Below are 15280 nucleotides of genomic sequence, written 5' to 3' on the forward strand. Positions count from 1 at the left end.
ATACCACCCGTGTCGGCAGCGGGCCGTTCCCGACCGAGCTGACCGACGAGATCGGGCGGACGCTCGGCGAACGCGGACGCGAATTCGGAACCGTTACCGGCCGCCCGCGGCGCTGCGGCTGGTTCGACGCCGTGCTCGTGCGCCAGGCGATCCGCGTCAACGGCATCCATGGCATCGCGCTGACCAAGCTCGACGTTCTCGACGGGCTGAAAATGCTCAACGTCTGCGTCGGATACCGTCTCGACGGCCAAACGCTCGACCATCTGCCGGCCTCGGTCACGCGCCAAGCCCGCGTCGAGCCGGTCTACGAGACGCTGGAAGGCTGGGACGCGAGCACGCACGGCGCGCGGTCGTGGGCGGACTTGCCGGCGACCGCGATCAAGTACATCCGCCGCATCGAGGAAATCATCGGCGCCCCGGTCGCTCTTCTGTCCACCAGCCCGGAACGCGAAGACACCATTCTGGTGCACGACCCCTTCGCCGACTGACGCGCCCGATAAGGCGAAAAACCGCCGCGAGCGCCCGGGTTGCCGCCGGATTAACCATGGTTGGGGCGGCGCCGATCCCCGATTTCTGAAGCGCCGTTGATCGGAATCCGCTAGTATCCGCCCCAGAATTCCTGGAAGGGCATGGCCGGATGGCAGAAGCTGTAGCGGTCGCACGCCCGGGAACCCCTTCCCGGGCCGGGCTTGATTTTGCGGTGCTGCGCGATCGTTTCACCATTCGCGCCGGCGCTCCGCTGCCCGCATTGGATTCACCGTCGGCCAAGGCCTTCGAAACCGAGGATCGCCGCGATCCCGGCGTCAAGCTGTTTGCGCTGATCTGCACGCCGGGCATGCCGGTGCGCGCCGGCACCATGGAAGCGCTCAAGGGCGTTCGATCCCGCGGGCTTTTGAGCCTGATCGATTTCGGTCCGGTGTTCTGGCCCCCGCTCGGACGCATGTGCATGGCCGCGATCTACGAACAGCCGATGGGCGGGCGCGTGTCCCAATTGCTCGCCTCCGGCGCGCTTAGCATCTCCGAATACGAAATCGCCAAGCGCGTGATCGCGCCGATCGTCGCGGCTCTGCACAGCCTGGCCAGCCGAGGCATCTCCCACCGTCAAATCCGACCGGAAAACATGTATTTCATGGACGAGGCGCGCCAGGACCTCGTCCTCGGAGATTGCATCACCTCGCCGCCGGGATTCGACCAGCCGGTTGCGTTCGAGTCGATCGAGCGGGGCCTCGCGGGGCCGGGGGGGCGCGGCGAGGGCGAAATCCGCGACGACGTCTATGCGTTGGGCGCGACGATCCTGGCCATCCTGCTCGGATCGTCGTTTCTCCCCAAGATGAACGAGAACGACATTCTCAACGCCAAAATCGAGCTTGGATCTTTCGCCGCCCTGATCGGCAACGCCCGCGTGGTCGCATCCTTGATCGAGCCGTTGCGCGGCATGCTCAACGACGACATCGAGGAACGGTGGAGCCTCGAGCAGTTCGACCGCTGGCAGGACGGGCAGAAAATTCCCTCGTCGCAGCGCCGGCCCATCGTCAAAACCGAAGTGACCTTCCCCTTCGCCGGCAAGGCGCACGTCACCGCGCGCACCATCGCGCGCAGCATGACCCAACACCCCGCCGAAGCCGCCAAGATGATGCGGACCCAGGATATCGAAAATTGGGTCCGGCGCGCCCTCGGCGAGACCGACATGGCCGACCGGATCAAGCAGATTCTGGACATGGCGAAGGCCAATCCCAACGCCCCGGCCAACAACGACGACGGCGTCGTCACGCGCGTCGCCATGTGCCTCGATCCCAGGGGACCGATCCGCCACCGCGGGTTTTCCTATATGCCCGACGGTTTCGGTTCCGCCCTTGCGGTCGAAACGATGCGCAACGGCGATCTGCAAGCGGCGGCCGAGACGATTGTGCGGGAATATCCGGTTCTTTGGTTCAATCATCCCGCGAATTTCGGCCCGGACGCCCCGTTCGCCATCAAGACGTACACCGAAATCAGGGGATACCTGCAAAACAACGATCCGGGCTTCGGCATCGAGCGTTGCCTATACGAACTCAATCCCGCCATGCCCTGCCAAAGCCCGCTCGTCGCCGAGGAATACGTATCCCAGATCGACGATCTGCTGCCGGCGTTGGACCGTGCCGCCAGCCGAACCGATCCCAAGACCCGCCCGGTGGACCGGCATATCGCCGCGTTCATCGCGGCCCGCTTCGAGCAGGACATCGAGCCCCATCTCAAGGCCATGGCCTCGCCGCGGCTGGAAACGTCCCTGATCGGCATGCTCAGCCTGCTGGCCGTGGTCCAGTGGCGGTTGAAGCTCGAAGGCGTGCTCGGGCTTTCCGGGTGGATCGGCGGCCTGCTCGGGCCGGCGATCAACACCTATCACAGCCGGACGACGCGGCGGGACATCGAGCGCGATTTGCCGCGCCTGGTGCGCCAAGGCAGCCTGCCGGAATTGTTCGATCTCATCGACAACGCCGAAAAACGCCGGCGCGATCACGAAGGCTACACCGCCGCGAAGGCCGAATTCGCCGCCGCCAGCGCCGAAATTCTCAAGATCGAGGGATCGGAATCGCAAGGCGCGAAAGGCGCCATGCTCAAGGGCCAGCAGACCGCCGCGGCCATCGCCATGGTCATCGGCTTCCTGATCATCGTGACGTTCATCGCGCTGGCGTGACATCGGGGATAGACGGGCATCATGGCCAAGAAAGCGACATCCGGTGCCGCGCGCGGCCGCGCCGCCACGAAGCCGTCGGCCGCGCCCCCGCCGGCGCCCGCGTCGTCGCGCAAGACGTCCGGGCGGATTCTCTGGTTCACGGTCATCGTCGCGTTGTTGTTGCCGTGGATACTGCCTTCGATGATCGTCGTCCTCGTGGGAATGGTGCCGACTCTCATCGCCCTGGTCGTCGATCGCAACCCGCGGAAGCTCAGCGCGGCGACCATCGCGTCGCTGAATTTCGCCGGCGTGCTGCCCTACCTGGTCAAGCTCTGGTCCAAGTCGCAAAGCCTCGAAAACGCCCTGAACATCGTGGTCGACGTGTTCGCGCTGGCCGTGATGTACGGCGCGGCCGGATTCGGGCTGATGATCTACATGACCGTTCCCGCGTTCGTCGCGTCCATTTTCATGGTGATTTCCCAGCGTCGCATCGCCGTGCTGCGCGAAACGCAGCGCAAGATCATCGACGAATGGGGCGAGAGCATCGCCCGCGCCGAAGAGCCCGAGCAAAAATCCTGATCGCGGCTTGGCTCGGCGAACGCGATTCGTCTCATGGTCGTGGCGCTTCGGCCCCGGACCGTTTGCGGCTTGATGCGTGTTTGGCGAAAAAATCTCTAAACCGGCATAATGCGAAAGAATTGAACGTCACGATCCGACCGTCGGCCGGGTGGGCGAACGCGAGCGAACAGGCGTGCAGCGCCTGACCGCGCCACTGCGCGATCCGGACCGCGAGGGCACGCGGCAGTTGCGCCAGGCGATGTTCGGTCGGCCCTCCGCCGTACAGCGCGTCCCCGACCAGCGGATGGCCGAGCGCCGCCATGTGCACGCGGATCTGATGGGTGCGGCCGGTGGCGAGCCGGCATTCGACCACGCCGATCGCGCCCGCGATCGCTTTCACCACCTGGTAGCGGGTCAGCGCCGGCTTGCCGCCTCTCTTGATGACCGCCATTCTCTTGCGGTTGGCCGGATCGCGGCCGATGTTGCCGGCGATCATTCCTTCGCGCTTGGCCGGAATGCCCCAGACCAGGGCGCGATAAACGCGCGTGAGGGTTCGCGCCGCGAGCTGTTCGGTCAATGCGCGGTGGGCCCGATCGGTTTTCGCCACCACCATCAACCCGCTGGTGTCCTTGTCGAGGCGATGGACGATGCCGGGGCGCGCCACGCCGCCGACGCCGGAGAGCCGCGGACCGCAATGGGCGATCAGGGCGTTGACCAGGGTGCGGTCGGGATTGCCCGGCGCGGGATGAACGACCAGGCCGACCGGCTTTTCCAGCACGATCACGTCGTCGTCCTCGTGCAGGATGCGGAGATCCATCGCCTGCGCTTCGGGTTTCGGCGGGCGCGCGGCGGGCACGACGACCACGTAGGTTTCGCCGGGGCGGGGTTTGGTCTTGGCGCTGACGCGCCTCTTGTCCTTGGCGCCATTCCCGATTTGAACGCAGCCGTCTTCGATCAACGCCTGGATGCGGGTGCGCGAAATCCCGGGCAATTGGTCGGCGAGCGCGCGGTCCAGCCGCACCCCCGCCTTGCCCGCGGGGATCGTTACGGTGTATGTCCGGGAACCTGTTTCCGTCATGTGCGTCGGCCGGCCGCCCATCATGCCATGCGTATATTAACGGCGCTCGTCATCGGTCTCGGCGTCCTGATTGTGGCCGCCGCCGGCCTGCTCGCCTATGGGGTTTTCACCCGGATGAAGGCGCCGGACGCCAACGCCGCTCCGGCGGGAGTCGGCTTCGGAGCCCTCGACCTCGGCCTGTCCGCCGGCTGTTCGATCAAATCGGTCGCGGCGACGGGCGAAACCATCGTCATCCACGCCCAGGGACCGGCCGTCCCCGGCGGGTCCGGCGGCTGCGACCGGGTGTTCGTGGTGCACGCGGCCAGCGGGCGGATTCTCGGCACCATCGATCCCGCCCCTTCCCGGCCATGACCGCGCCTTCGGTTTTGGTCATGCCGCGCGCGATCCTCGCCGCCATCGAGCGCGCGGGCGAAGCCGCCTATCCCGAAGAGGCCTGCGGCCTGCTCGCCGGACGGCGCGACGGCGACGGCGTGACGGTGACCGCGCTCCGCGCCAGCGCCAACGTCGCCGCCACCGACCGACGCGAAACGTTCGAGGTGGATCCGGCCGTGCGCTTCCGGTTGATGCGCGAACTCGAAGGCACCGGGACGTCGATCGTCGGCCATTACCACTCGCACCCCGACCATCCGCCGTTGCCCTCGGCCCAGGACCTGGCGCAGGCGTACGAGCCCGAATTGGTGTGGGTGATCACCTCGGTCGCGCGCGGCAAGGCGGGACCGACGCGGGCGTTCGCGGTCGCGCCGGACGGCGCCGACTTCGTCGCGGTCGATATCGCGCCGGAGCCTTGAGCACCATCGGCGGACAGCGCCGAACCTTGCCAGACACCGGCCTTTCCCGTAATGCTACGGGCCTTCGCCGACGGCCGGGTCCCCATCGTCTAGTGGCCCAGGACACCGCCCTCTCACGGCGGTAACAGGGGTTCGAATCCCCTTGGGGACGCCATTTCAATCAAAAGTATCCGTAACCCTCGATCGAAAATCCGCACCGATGGGTACAAGCCCTTCCTACAGAGCGTGGGTGTTCGGCATTCTTGTGCCCGCGCTTTATCTGATTGTCGAGCTCGGTTTCAACCACCAGCTCGCCAACGTCTCTTCGGAGACGGTCAACGACGAAATTCTTTCGGGTTTGGAGTTCTGGGGGCGAATTATTTCAGGCGTTGGCCTGGGGCTTATTTTGTTCCGATGGACTTCCCGCATCGGGACCAGCCATTATTTTCGAATGATCGTTTGTTTGGCGCTCGGGATGACGGCCATGTGGCATATACAGCGGGAGCTGACGGATTATCTTGTGTCCTCGGCCAGCGTCGACGATAAAAAAGCCGCGGTGGTACTTTCCATCGTCGCCAAGGCTGCCAGCGAAGAAAAGCTCCTCACGCTCGAAAACGAACCCATTCTCAGTCGGCCGATAAAGGGGTTCGAGAAAAAAACCATGATGGCCCTTTTCCCCGCGGCCGCGCTTCATGCCGACAATCGCGAAAAACAGCTAAACAGCTGGATGGTCAACAACACCGCCGCCGTCGAACCGGCGCTTGTTCCCAAAAATGTCCTGGAAAACGCGTACAAGAATTTGATCGTTCCCCCGATCGCGATCGGCTTGTCCACCTTTTTTGCGCTTTTCAATCTTTCGCAATTGATTTCTTCCGTCGTGGATATCTGGAAGAAGAGAATTCGACCCACCGTCACGATATTTTCGTTCGCGTGTCTCGTGGCCGTATCGCTCATACCGAGCAATTCTTTCACGAGTTCCGCGGGCTATCAAAACTCCCTGGAGCCGGGTTTATGGCGAGCCAAGCCGTTGCTGGCGATTCTTGTCGGATGGTCGATGGAAGCCGCCCCAACCTGGGGCGCTTTATCCTCTTTCTCTCATAGGTACGCTTTATTCGGTTATTCATTCAAAAAACCGGCCCTCTGACAACAAGGCTTCTAACCCGGCGGCGATTGGTCTATGAATCCCCTCCTCCCGGGCTTTAACCGACAAAGGCGACTCCCATGAAGATGACGACCGAAGAAGCGTTCGTGAAAGTATTGCAGATGCACGGCATCGAACATGCCTTCGGCATCATCGGTTCGGCCTTCATGCCGATTTCGGACCTGTTTCCCAAGGCGGGGATCACGTTCTGGGATGTCGCGCACGAAACCAACGGCGGCCTGATTTGCGACGGCTACACCCGGTCGACCGGCAAGATGGCCATGGCCATCGCCCAAAACGGCCCGGGAGTCACCGGGTTCGTCACCGCCATCAAGACCGCGTACTGGAACCACACGCCGATGCTGCTGGTCACGCCGCAGGCGGCCAACAAGACCATCGGCCAGGGCGGCTTCCAGGAAGTCGAGCAGATGGCGCTGTTCCGCGACATGGTCTGCTACCAGGAGGAAGTGCGCGATCCGACCCGCGTCGCCGAGGTGCTCAACCGCGTCATCTCCAAGGCGAAACGGCTGTCGGCGCCGGCGCAGATCAACATCCCGCGCGACTACTGGACCCAGGTGATCGACATCGCGCTGCCGGCGATCATCGAGTTCGAGCTGCCCCCGGGCGGCGCCAACGCCATCAGGGAAGCGGCCCGGCTTCTGTCGGAAGCGAAATTCCCCGCCATCCTCTCCGGCGCCGGGGTGGTGCTCGGCGGCGCGATCGCGGACGTGGTCGCGCTCGCCGAAAAGCTCGACGCGCCGGTCTGCTCCAACTACCAGCACAACGACAGCTTTCCCGGCTCGCACCGGCTGGCGTGCGGGTCGCTCGGCTACGACGGCTCCAAGGCGGCGATGGAGATCATCGCCAAGGCCGACGTGGTGCTGGCCCTCGGCACCCGCCTCAATCCGTTTTCGACGCTGCCGTGCTACGGCATCGACTATTGGCCGAAGACGGCGAAAATCATCCAGGTCGACATCAATCCCGACCGCATCGGCCTGACCAAGCCGGTGACGATCGGGATTTGCGGCGACACCAAGCAGGTGGCCCGCCAAATCCTGGCCCAGCTGGCGCCCGGCGCCGGCAACGCGGGGCGCGAGGAACGCAAGGCGTTCATCCACACCAAGAAGTCGGCCTGGCTGCAGACGCTTTCCAGCATGGATCACGAGGACGACGATCCCGGCACCACCTGGAACGAGCGCGCGCGCCGGCGCGAACCCGACCGCATGTCGCCGCGCCAGGCGTGGCGCGCGATCCAGGCCGGCCTTCCCAAAAACGCCATCATTTCCTCCGACATCGGCAATAACTGCGCCATCGGCAACGCCTACCCGAGCTTCGAGCAGGGCCGGAAGTACTTGGCGCCCGGCCTGTTCGGGCCCTGCGGCTACGGCTTTCCCTCGATCATCGGCGCCAAGATCGGCAACCCCGACGTCCCCTGCGTCGGCTTCGCCGGCGACGGTGCCTTCGGCATCTCGATGAACGAGATGAGCTCGATCGGCCGCAAGGAATGGCCGGGCATCACCATGGTGATCTTCCGCAACTATCAATGGGGCGCGGAAAAGCGCAACACCACGCTGTGGTACGACGACAATTTCGTCGGCACGGAACTCGACCCCAACCTGTCCTACGCGCGCGTCGCCCAGGGCTGCGGCCTCAAGGGCGTCACGGTGACGACCCAGGCCGAGTTGACCGAGGCGCTGCGCGAGGCGTGCGCCGCCCAGGCCAGGCGGATCACCACCTTCATCGAGGTGATCCTCAACCAGGAACTGGGCGAGCCGTTCCGGCGCGACGCCATGAAGAAACCGGTGGTCGTCGCCGGCATTTCCAGGACCGACATGCGCCCGCAGCGCGGCGCCTGAGCCCGGGTTAGGACCGCGCCCTAGGCGCTGTCCTTTGCCGGCGGGCACGCCGCCGTGGCCGGGCGCGCGCGCGCTTCGGCGATCTCGGCCGGGGTCATGCGCGTTTCGATCTCGGCCAGCCGGGCGCGGCGCCGGGTCGCCGCGTCCCCTTCGGCGCCTTCAAGCGCGAGCGACAACCAACGGTGCGCGCGCACTGGGTCCCCGGGCACACCGCGCCCCTCGGCGTACATCGCGGCGAGGGATTCCTGCGCGGCGCCGTTGCCCCGGCAGGCGAGCGCCAAAAAATATTCCGCGGCGCGCGCGTAATCGTCCGGGCGATGCCAGTCGCGGCCTTCCTCCGGCGTTTCGGCGGCGGCCGGCGGCGCGCCCCACGCGGTCGCCGCGACCAGGATCAACCGGAACATCGCCTTCATGGTCGGTCCCCCGGTTGCGCCCTACCGGCACTCCGCGACCGCGCGCAGCTCCTGGCCGTGCGGATACGCGTTCGATTTGGGGAAGCGGGTGATCTCGACCAGCCGCCAGCCGCCTCGGATCGCCTCGATCCACGGTTCGCGGCATTGCCGGCGGTTCCAGTCCGCCGCCAAGCGCCGTTCCCAGTCGCTACCGATCCCGGTCGGGTGGATGTTGAAAAATCGCCGGAATTCGATGGTGCGCTGCACGCACAGCACCGTCACGCCGTCGTCGCGCATTTCGCGGTCGACCCAGGACGGCTTGCGGATATTCTCGGTTTGCGCGCGCGCCTGCATGGCGCGGCAGAAGTCCTCGTCGGAAAACGCCGCCGCGCCCGCAGGCGCGAGCAGGATAACGCCGATCAATACCGCGGCGCGGGCGATCATGGTTTTTCCCATCCGTCCCCAGATTCGCACGACAACGGCCGCGCGATCCAGGCTTTCGTGAGTCAGGTGCGTGAACTCGGCTTGGAACGGGGCTTGGCGCGCGCGGTCGGCGGCGCGGCGAGCGGGTCGTCCGGCCACGGATGCTTGGGATAGCGCCCGCGCAGGTCGGCCCGCACCGCGCGGTAGGAATTGGCCCAGAATCCGGCGAGATCGCGGGTAACCTGGACCGGCCGTCGCGCCGGCGACAGCAGGCGCAGCAGCACCGGCACGCGCCCGCCCGCGACGCGCGGCGTATCGGCGAGGCCGAACATTTCCTGAATGCGCACGTCGAGGGCGGGCGCCTCGCCGGAATAGTCGAGCGGGACGCGCGAGCCGCTCGGCACCGTCATGTGCGTCGGTGCTTCGATATCGAGGCGTTTCAGGCGCTCCCAACCGATGCGCGCCTTGAGCGCGCCGTCGAGATCGAGTTTCGCGAGCTGGGCGCGGCGCGTCATGCCGCCGAGATAAGGCGCGAGCCAATGCTCGATATCGGCGAGCAGCGCGGCCTCGTTCATGCCGGGCCAGGCGTCGGCTTCTTCGAGCCCGGCCATGAACGCGACCCGGCGGCAGAGCGCGCGGGTTTCCGGCGTCCACGGCAGGACATCGAGGCCCATGCGGCGAACGCCGTCGATCATCGCCGCGCGCACCGCATCCGAGGCGTCGTCGGCGAGCGGACGCTCCTCCAGGACCAGCGCGCCCAGCCGGCGCGCGCGGCGCGCGACGACCGTCTCGGCGCGGTCGTCCCAGCGCACGTCGTCTTGGTCGCGGATCTGATCGGCGAAATGTTCCTCGATTTCGGCGAGGGTCAGCGGCGCCGCGAGGAAAATCCGGCCTTCGGCGCCGCCACCGCCGCCGACCTCGGCCAGCGCCAACCATTCTTCCTTGGCCAGCGGATCGGGCCCGCCGAACGCCGCGCCCTTGCCGTTGGCGAGGAGGTAGGCGAGCTTGCCCGTCTCTCTTCGCCGGGCGATACGGTCGGGATAGGCGAGCGCGATCAGGAGTCCGGCGGCGTCGGGATCGCTTCCGTCCGCTTCGATCTTCAAGCGACGGCGCCATTCGCCCGCCGCCGCGCGCGCGCGTTGCAGCGCGCCGCGATCGATCTCCAGGCCGGGCGGCGGCCGTTCGCCCCCGCGCAACGCCGCCAGCCGATGGCGGATATCCGTGTCGCGCGCCTTGTCCCGGGAGCGGAAGAGATCGCGCTCGCCGAGCAGCGCGGCGAGATCGCAGGCGAGCCCCGCCATTCCCAAGTCGCGCGCGCGCGCGATCATGTGCGCGAGCCGGGGATGCAGCGCCAGCGCGGCCATCGCCCGGCCGTGGTCGGTGAGACGGCCGCCGTCGTCGAGTGCGCCCAGGCGAACCAGAAGCCCGCGCGCCTCGCGCCAAGCGGCCTGCGGCGGCGGATCGAGCCAGGAGAGTTCGTTGGGATCGGCCGTACCCCAGACCGCGAGGTCGAGGGCGAGCGGCGCCAGGTCGGCGTCCAGAATTTCGGGCGGCGTATCGGGCACGAGGGCGCGATCCTCGGCTTCCGACCACAGACGGTAACAGACGCCGGGCCCGAGCCGGCCGGCGCGGCCGCGGCGCTGGTCGGCGGCGGCGCGGCTGACCGGCACGGTCACCAGCCGGCCCATGCCGCTCGCGGCGTCGAACCGCGCCCGGCGCATCAGGCCGCCGTCGATCACCACCCGCACCCCTTCGATGGTCAGGCTGGTTTCGGCGATCGCGGTCGCCAGCACCACCTTGCGTTCGCCCGCCGCCGACGGGCGAAGCGCGCGCTCCTGCTCGGCTTGCGGCAGTTCGCCCAATAACGGCAGGACGCGGATACCGGCGCGGGCGTGATTGTCGCGCAACGCCGATTCGACCCGGCGGATTTCCGCCGCGCCGGGAAGAAAGACGAGAATGTCGCCGGGCTCGTCGGCCAGCGCCTTCCGAACCGCGCGGGCGACCGCGTCCTCGAGGCGCGCGGACGGCCGCCCGAGCCAGCGGGTCTCGACCGGCCATGCGCGCCCTTCGGCGGCGACGATCGGGGCGCCCCCCAGCAACTTGGCGACCGGCGCCGTCGCCAGCGTCGCCGACATCACCAGAAGCCGAAGATCCGGCCGCAAGGCGGCGCGCGATTCGAGCGCCAGCGCGAGGCCGAGGTCGGCGTGCAGGCTGCGTTCATGGAACTCGTCGAAAATCGCCAGCCCGAACGCCGCCAACGACGGATCGTCGCGCAGCATCCGCGTCAGCACGCCTTCGGTCACCACCTCGATCCGGGTACGCGCGCCGATGCGGGAATCGAAACGGATGCGATAGCCGACGGTCCCGCCCACGTCCTCGCCGAGCATCGCCGCCATGCGCGCCGCCGCCAGGCGGGCGGCGAGCCGGCGCGGCTCCAGCATCACGATCCGGCGCCCGGCCAGCCACGTTTCGCCGAGAAGCGCGAGCGGAATCCGCGTCGTCTTGCCCGCGCCGGGCGGCGCCCGCACCACCAGGCCGCCCTCGCGCGCGAGCGCGTCCTGGATGGCGGGCAGCAGCGCGTCGATCGGCAGCGCCGTCATGTCCGCGCCGCGCGGCGCTCCCGCGCCCAGATCCAAAGGCCGCCCGCGATGATCATCGCCGCGCCGACGAATGTCCAAAGATCTGGCATTTCGCCGAACAGCGCGAAGCCGAGCGCGGTCGCGAACACGATCTGAACGTAGAACAGCGGCGCGATCAGGGAAGCTTCGGCGTACCGGTAGGCGTGGATGAGAAGATAATGCCCGCCGCCGCCCATCGCGCCGCCGACGACCATGACCGCGAAGTCCGCCGCCGTCGGGGTCGCCCAATAAAACGGCACCATCAGCGACGTCACGACGGTGCCGACCAGGGCGGTGTAGAACAAGGTCGTCGCCGCCGGATCGGTCGGGGCCAGCGCGCGGGTCGCAATCTGGTAAAGCGCGAAGAAGAACGTGGCGCCAAGCGCGAGCAGCGCGCCCCAATTGACCACGTCCGCGCCCGGACGAACGATGACGAGAACGCCGACGAACCCGACCGCGACGGCGAGCCAGCGATGCCAACCGACGGTTTCGCCGAGCACGGTCGCGGACAGCGCCGTGACCACGATCGGGGCGAGGAAGTTGATGGCGGTCGCGTCCGCGAGCATCAGCCAATCGAGGGATGCCACGAACAGAAAGGTCATGGTCACCAGCAGCAGCGCCCGCACCGTTTGCAACGGAAGCCGTCGGGTGCGTATCGCGGCCGAGCGGTAGGCGACGAGAATCCACAGCCCGAACGTGAGGAAATGGAAGAAATACCGCGACCACGCCACCATCGGCAGCGGATATTTGGCGACCAGGTATTTCATCGCCGAATCGAGAACGCTCAGCATCAGGACCGCGGTCGCGACCAGAACGAACGCGCGCCGCCATCCGCCCCCGGCGCTTGCGGCGGTCATGGGGCGACCGGCGTCAGCACCGCGCGGCCGGCGAAATGGGCTTCCAGGTTGGCGACGACCAGGTCGGCCATCGCCTGGCGCGTTTCCTCGGTCGCGCTGGCGACGTGCGGCAGCAGCACCACGTTGTCGAGGTCGTTGAGTTCCGGCGCGCCGCGCGGCTCGACGGCGTAGACGTCGAGGCCGGCGCCGCCGAGGGTGCCGTTCTTCAGGGCGGCGACGAGCGCGGGCTCGTCGACCACGCTGCCGCGCGCGATGTTGACGAGAATGCCCTTGGCCCCCAGCGCCTTCAGCACCCGGGCGTCGATCATGCCCTTGGTCGCGGGATCGGCCCGGCAGGCGACGATCAGGACCTCGCTGTCTTCCGCCAACGCGATCAGATCGGCGACGTAGCGGTAGGGCACGTCGGCGTAGGCGCGCGGGCCGGTGTAGGCGATCGGCATCCCGAAACCTTCCGCGCGCTTGGCGATCGCGCGCCCGATCCTTCCTAAGCCGACGATGCCGAGCCGCTTGCCGCTCATCTTGCGCGCGAGCGGCGCGGCTTCCCCCGCCGCCCAGCGTCCGGCGCGCAGGAAGCGGTCGAGCGCGACGACCCGGCGCAGGACCGCGAGCGTCAATGCGATCGCCAGGTCGGCCACGTCCTCGGTCAGCACGTCGGGAGTATTGGTGACGACGACGCCGCGTTTTTTCGCCGCCGCAAGATCGAAGCGGTCGTAGCCGACGCCGAACCCGGCGAGGATTTCGAGGCGCGGCAGGCGGTCCATCATGTCGGCGGTGACCGCGTAGCGCGCCCAGCTCACCAGCCCGCGGATGTCCTTGTCCCAGTCCCGGGCGGCGGCGGGAGCGTCCGGGTCGTAACGCGTGAGCTCGAAGCGCGCCGCCAGCGCGGCAATGAACGCGGCCGGGAACTTGCCCTGCACCAGGATTTTCGGTTTCGCCGCCACGGCTTCGCCCCCCGATTGTCCGCCGCCCAGCAAGGTAATTGATGGCCTCCGCCGAAACCAGAACCGGTTGCGGCGCGCCGACCCCCTGGTCAAATTCGGGAGGGCTCGGTATCTAACGACGGACGGGAGAAGGAACCGACGCCGTGAGCGACGAACCGAAGGGCATGCGCTGGGGCCTGACCCGCTACGGCGACGCCAATTTTTCCCTCTATCTGCGCAAGGCCTTCATCAAGGCCATGGGCTATTCCGACGACGCGCTTTCGCGCCCGATCGTCGCCATCGCCGACACGTACAGCGCCTACAACGCCTGTCACGCCAACGTGCCCGAGATCGTCGAGGCGGTGAAGCGCGGCGTGATGCTGGCGGGCGGACTGCCGATGCCGTTTCCGACCGTTTCGCTCCACGAATCCTTCGCCCACCCGACCAGCATGTATCTCCGCAACCTGATGGCGATGGACACCGAGGAAATGCTGCGCGCCCAGCCGATGGATGCCGCCGTGCTGGTCGGCGGCTGCGACAAGACCATTCCCGCCCAGCTGATGGCGGCGGCGAGCGCGGACGTGCCCGCGATCGTGGTCGCGACCGGCCCGATGCTGCCCGGCAGCCACCGGGGCGAGCGCGTCGGCGCCTGCACCGATTGCCGCCGGTTCTGGGCGCGCTACCGCGCGGGCGCCATCGACGCGGACGAAATCGAGGAAGTCACCGGCGCGCTAGCCCCCACCGCCGGTACCTGCGGCGTGATGGGCACCGCCAGCACGATCGCCTGCATGACCGAGGCCATGGGCATGATGCTGCCGGGCGGCGCCGCCATCCCGGCGGTGCATGCCGACCGGCTGCGCCACGCGGAAGCCGCCGGCGCGCGCGCGGTGGGCCTCGCGGCGGAGAAACTGACGCCCGGCCGGATCATGTCGGCCAAGGCGCTCAGCAACGCGTTGCGTGTTCTGCTCGCGATCGGCGGCTCGACCAACGCGGTGATTCACCTCGCGGCGATCGCCGGGCGGCTCGGTTTCGAGGTCGATTACGCGGCGCTCGACCGCCTGGGGCGGGAAACGCCGGTGCTGGTCGATTTGAAGCCGACCGGCCAGTTCTACATGGACGACCTCAACCGCGCCGGCGGCATGGCGCCGGTCCTGCGCGCGCTGAAGCCGCTGCTGCACCTCGACTGCCTCACCGTCACCGGGCGCACCCTCGGCGAGAACATCGACCGCCTGCCCGCCCCCTGGCCGCAGGAGGTCGTGCGCCCGCTCGACAACCCGATCCATCGCGGCGGCGCCATCGCGGTTCTCGGCGGCAATCTCGCCGGCGACGGCACGATCATCAAGCAATCGGCGGCCACGCCCGAGCTTCTCGTCCATCGCGGCCCGGCGGTGGTGTTCGATTCCCTCGAAGACCTCGCCCGCCGGATCGATTCCCCGGACCTCGACGTGACGCCCGCGAGCGTGCTGGTGCTGCGCAACGCCGGGCCCAAGGGCGCGCCCGGCATGCCCGAGGCCGGGTACCTGCCGATCCCGAAGAAGCTCGCCGAAAAAGGCGTCAAGGACATGGTGCGGATTTCGGACGCGCGCATGAGCGGCACCGCGTTCGGCACCGTCGTGCTGCACGCGTCGCCCGAAGCCGCCGTCGGCGGGCCGCTGGCGTGGGTCAAGGACGGCGATGCCATCGACCTCGACGTGCCGAAGCGGAAACTCGTCCTCGACGTTCCCGAGGCGGAACTGGCGCGGCGAGGCGCCGCGCGGATGCCCGCGCCCGCGGACGCGGCGCGCGGCTATCGGCGTCTTTATCTCGATCGCGTCCAGCAGGCGCCGCAAGGTTGCGATTTCGATTTTCTCGCGCGACGTCCGTCAACGGGCCGTATCCCCGTTTGATTTAACTAAGGTAATTAGGGCGAAACGTAACCAAAAAAGGCCTTCAGGAAGAGCCTGAAGGTGTTGTCGCCCCGGTGGTTGAAACGGAACTCGATTTCCTTGAGGTACATGGGGAAGTGGTACCTGGAGAC

Annotated in this window: 13 protein-coding genes and 1 tRNA gene; 8 read left to right on the forward strand and 6 right to left on the reverse strand. The window is 67.6% G+C overall.

From position 1 onward, the window contains the following. From FJ311_13095 to FJ311_13105, 3 genes are all read left to right on the forward strand, one after another. Nucleotides 1-488 (forward strand): adenylosuccinate synthase (locus tag FJ311_13095; GenBank protein MBM3952372.1); only part of this gene is annotated, 488 nt, incomplete at its 5' end. 212 nt (nucleotides 489-700) lie between these two features. Continuing rightward, entirely contained in the window at nucleotides 701-2674 is a 1974-nt protein-coding gene (locus FJ311_13100; GenBank protein MBM3952373.1) for a protein kinase family protein, read from the forward strand. Between the two features lie 21 nt (nucleotides 2675-2695). Beyond that, nucleotides 2696-3232, forward strand: a complete 537-nt coding sequence (locus tag FJ311_13105) for a hypothetical protein (protein ID MBM3952374.1) — start codon at nucleotides 2696-2698, stop codon at nucleotides 3230-3232. Between the two features lie 31 nt (nucleotides 3233-3263). Here the strand turns inward: FJ311_13105 and FJ311_13110 are convergent, their stop codons facing one another. Next, the gene (locus FJ311_13110; GenBank protein MBM3952375.1) at nucleotides 3264-4289 is read right to left on the reverse strand and encodes an RluA family pseudouridine synthase; all 1026 of its coding nucleotides are present in this window, start codon (nucleotides 4287-4289) and stop codon (nucleotides 3264-3266) included. Between FJ311_13110 and FJ311_13115 the strand changes: the two genes are divergently transcribed. The 4 genes from FJ311_13115 (at nucleotide 4265) to xsc (ending at nucleotide 8053) form a co-directional block, all read left to right on the forward strand. Further along, nucleotides 4265-5077, forward strand: coding sequence for a M67 family metallopeptidase (locus tag FJ311_13115; protein MBM3952376.1), 813 nt, complete (start codon nucleotides 4265-4267; stop codon nucleotides 5075-5077). The genes FJ311_13110 and FJ311_13115 overlap by 25 nt on opposite strands. Before the next feature lie 78 nt (nucleotides 5078-5155). Further along, a tRNA-Glu gene (locus FJ311_13120) sits at nucleotides 5156-5231 on the forward strand. A 75-nt stretch (nucleotides 5232-5306) separates the two neighbouring features. Next, the gene (locus tag FJ311_13125) at nucleotides 5307-6200 is read left to right on the forward strand and encodes a hypothetical protein (protein MBM3952377.1); all 894 of its coding nucleotides are present in this window, start codon (nucleotides 5307-5309) and stop codon (nucleotides 6198-6200) included. A gap of 77 nt (nucleotides 6201-6277) precedes the next feature. After that, a complete protein-coding gene (gene xsc, locus FJ311_13130; protein ID MBM3952378.1) occupies nucleotides 6278-8053 on the forward strand; it encodes a sulfoacetaldehyde acetyltransferase in 1776 nt (591 codons plus the stop codon). A gap of 20 nt (nucleotides 8054-8073) precedes the next feature. Here the strand turns inward: xsc and FJ311_13135 are convergent, their stop codons facing one another. The 5 genes from FJ311_13135 to FJ311_13155 form a co-directional block, all read right to left on the reverse strand. After that, nucleotides 8074-8466, reverse strand: coding sequence for a sel1 repeat family protein (locus FJ311_13135; protein ID MBM3952379.1), 393 nt, complete (start codon nucleotides 8464-8466; stop codon nucleotides 8074-8076). A gap of 21 nt (nucleotides 8467-8487) precedes the next feature. Further along, nucleotides 8488-8889, reverse strand: a complete 402-nt coding sequence (locus FJ311_13140) for a hypothetical protein (protein MBM3952380.1) — start codon at nucleotides 8887-8889, stop codon at nucleotides 8488-8490. A gap of 62 nt (nucleotides 8890-8951) precedes the next feature. Continuing rightward, on the reverse strand, nucleotides 8952-11468 hold the full coding sequence (gene hrpB / locus FJ311_13145) for an ATP-dependent helicase HrpB (GenBank protein ID MBM3952381.1): 2517 nt from the start codon (nucleotides 11466-11468) through the stop codon (nucleotides 8952-8954). Next, on the reverse strand, nucleotides 11465-12343 hold the full coding sequence (locus FJ311_13150) for a DMT family transporter (protein MBM3952382.1): 879 nt from the start codon (nucleotides 12341-12343) through the stop codon (nucleotides 11465-11467). The genes hrpB and FJ311_13150 overlap by 4 nt, the downstream gene beginning before the upstream one ends. Further along, nucleotides 12340-13284, reverse strand: a complete 945-nt coding sequence (locus FJ311_13155) for a 2-hydroxyacid dehydrogenase (GenBank protein MBM3952383.1) — start codon at nucleotides 13282-13284, stop codon at nucleotides 12340-12342. Before FJ311_13155 ends, FJ311_13150 begins: the two co-directional genes overlap by 4 nt. A gap of 164 nt (nucleotides 13285-13448) precedes the next feature. Between FJ311_13155 and FJ311_13160 the strand changes: the two genes are divergently transcribed. Beyond that, nucleotides 13449-15149 (forward strand): dihydroxy-acid dehydratase, encoded by a 1701-nt coding sequence (locus tag FJ311_13160; GenBank protein MBM3952384.1) that lies wholly within the window; start codon nucleotides 13449-13451, stop codon nucleotides 15147-15149. The last annotated feature ends 131 nt before the right edge of the window (nucleotides 15150-15280 follow it).

The sequence above is a fragment of the Rhodospirillales bacterium genome, from assembly GCA_016872535.1.
In the GTDB taxonomy this organism is placed as follows: domain Bacteria; phylum Pseudomonadota; class Alphaproteobacteria; order Rhodospirillales; family 2-12-FULL-67-15; genus 2-12-FULL-67-15.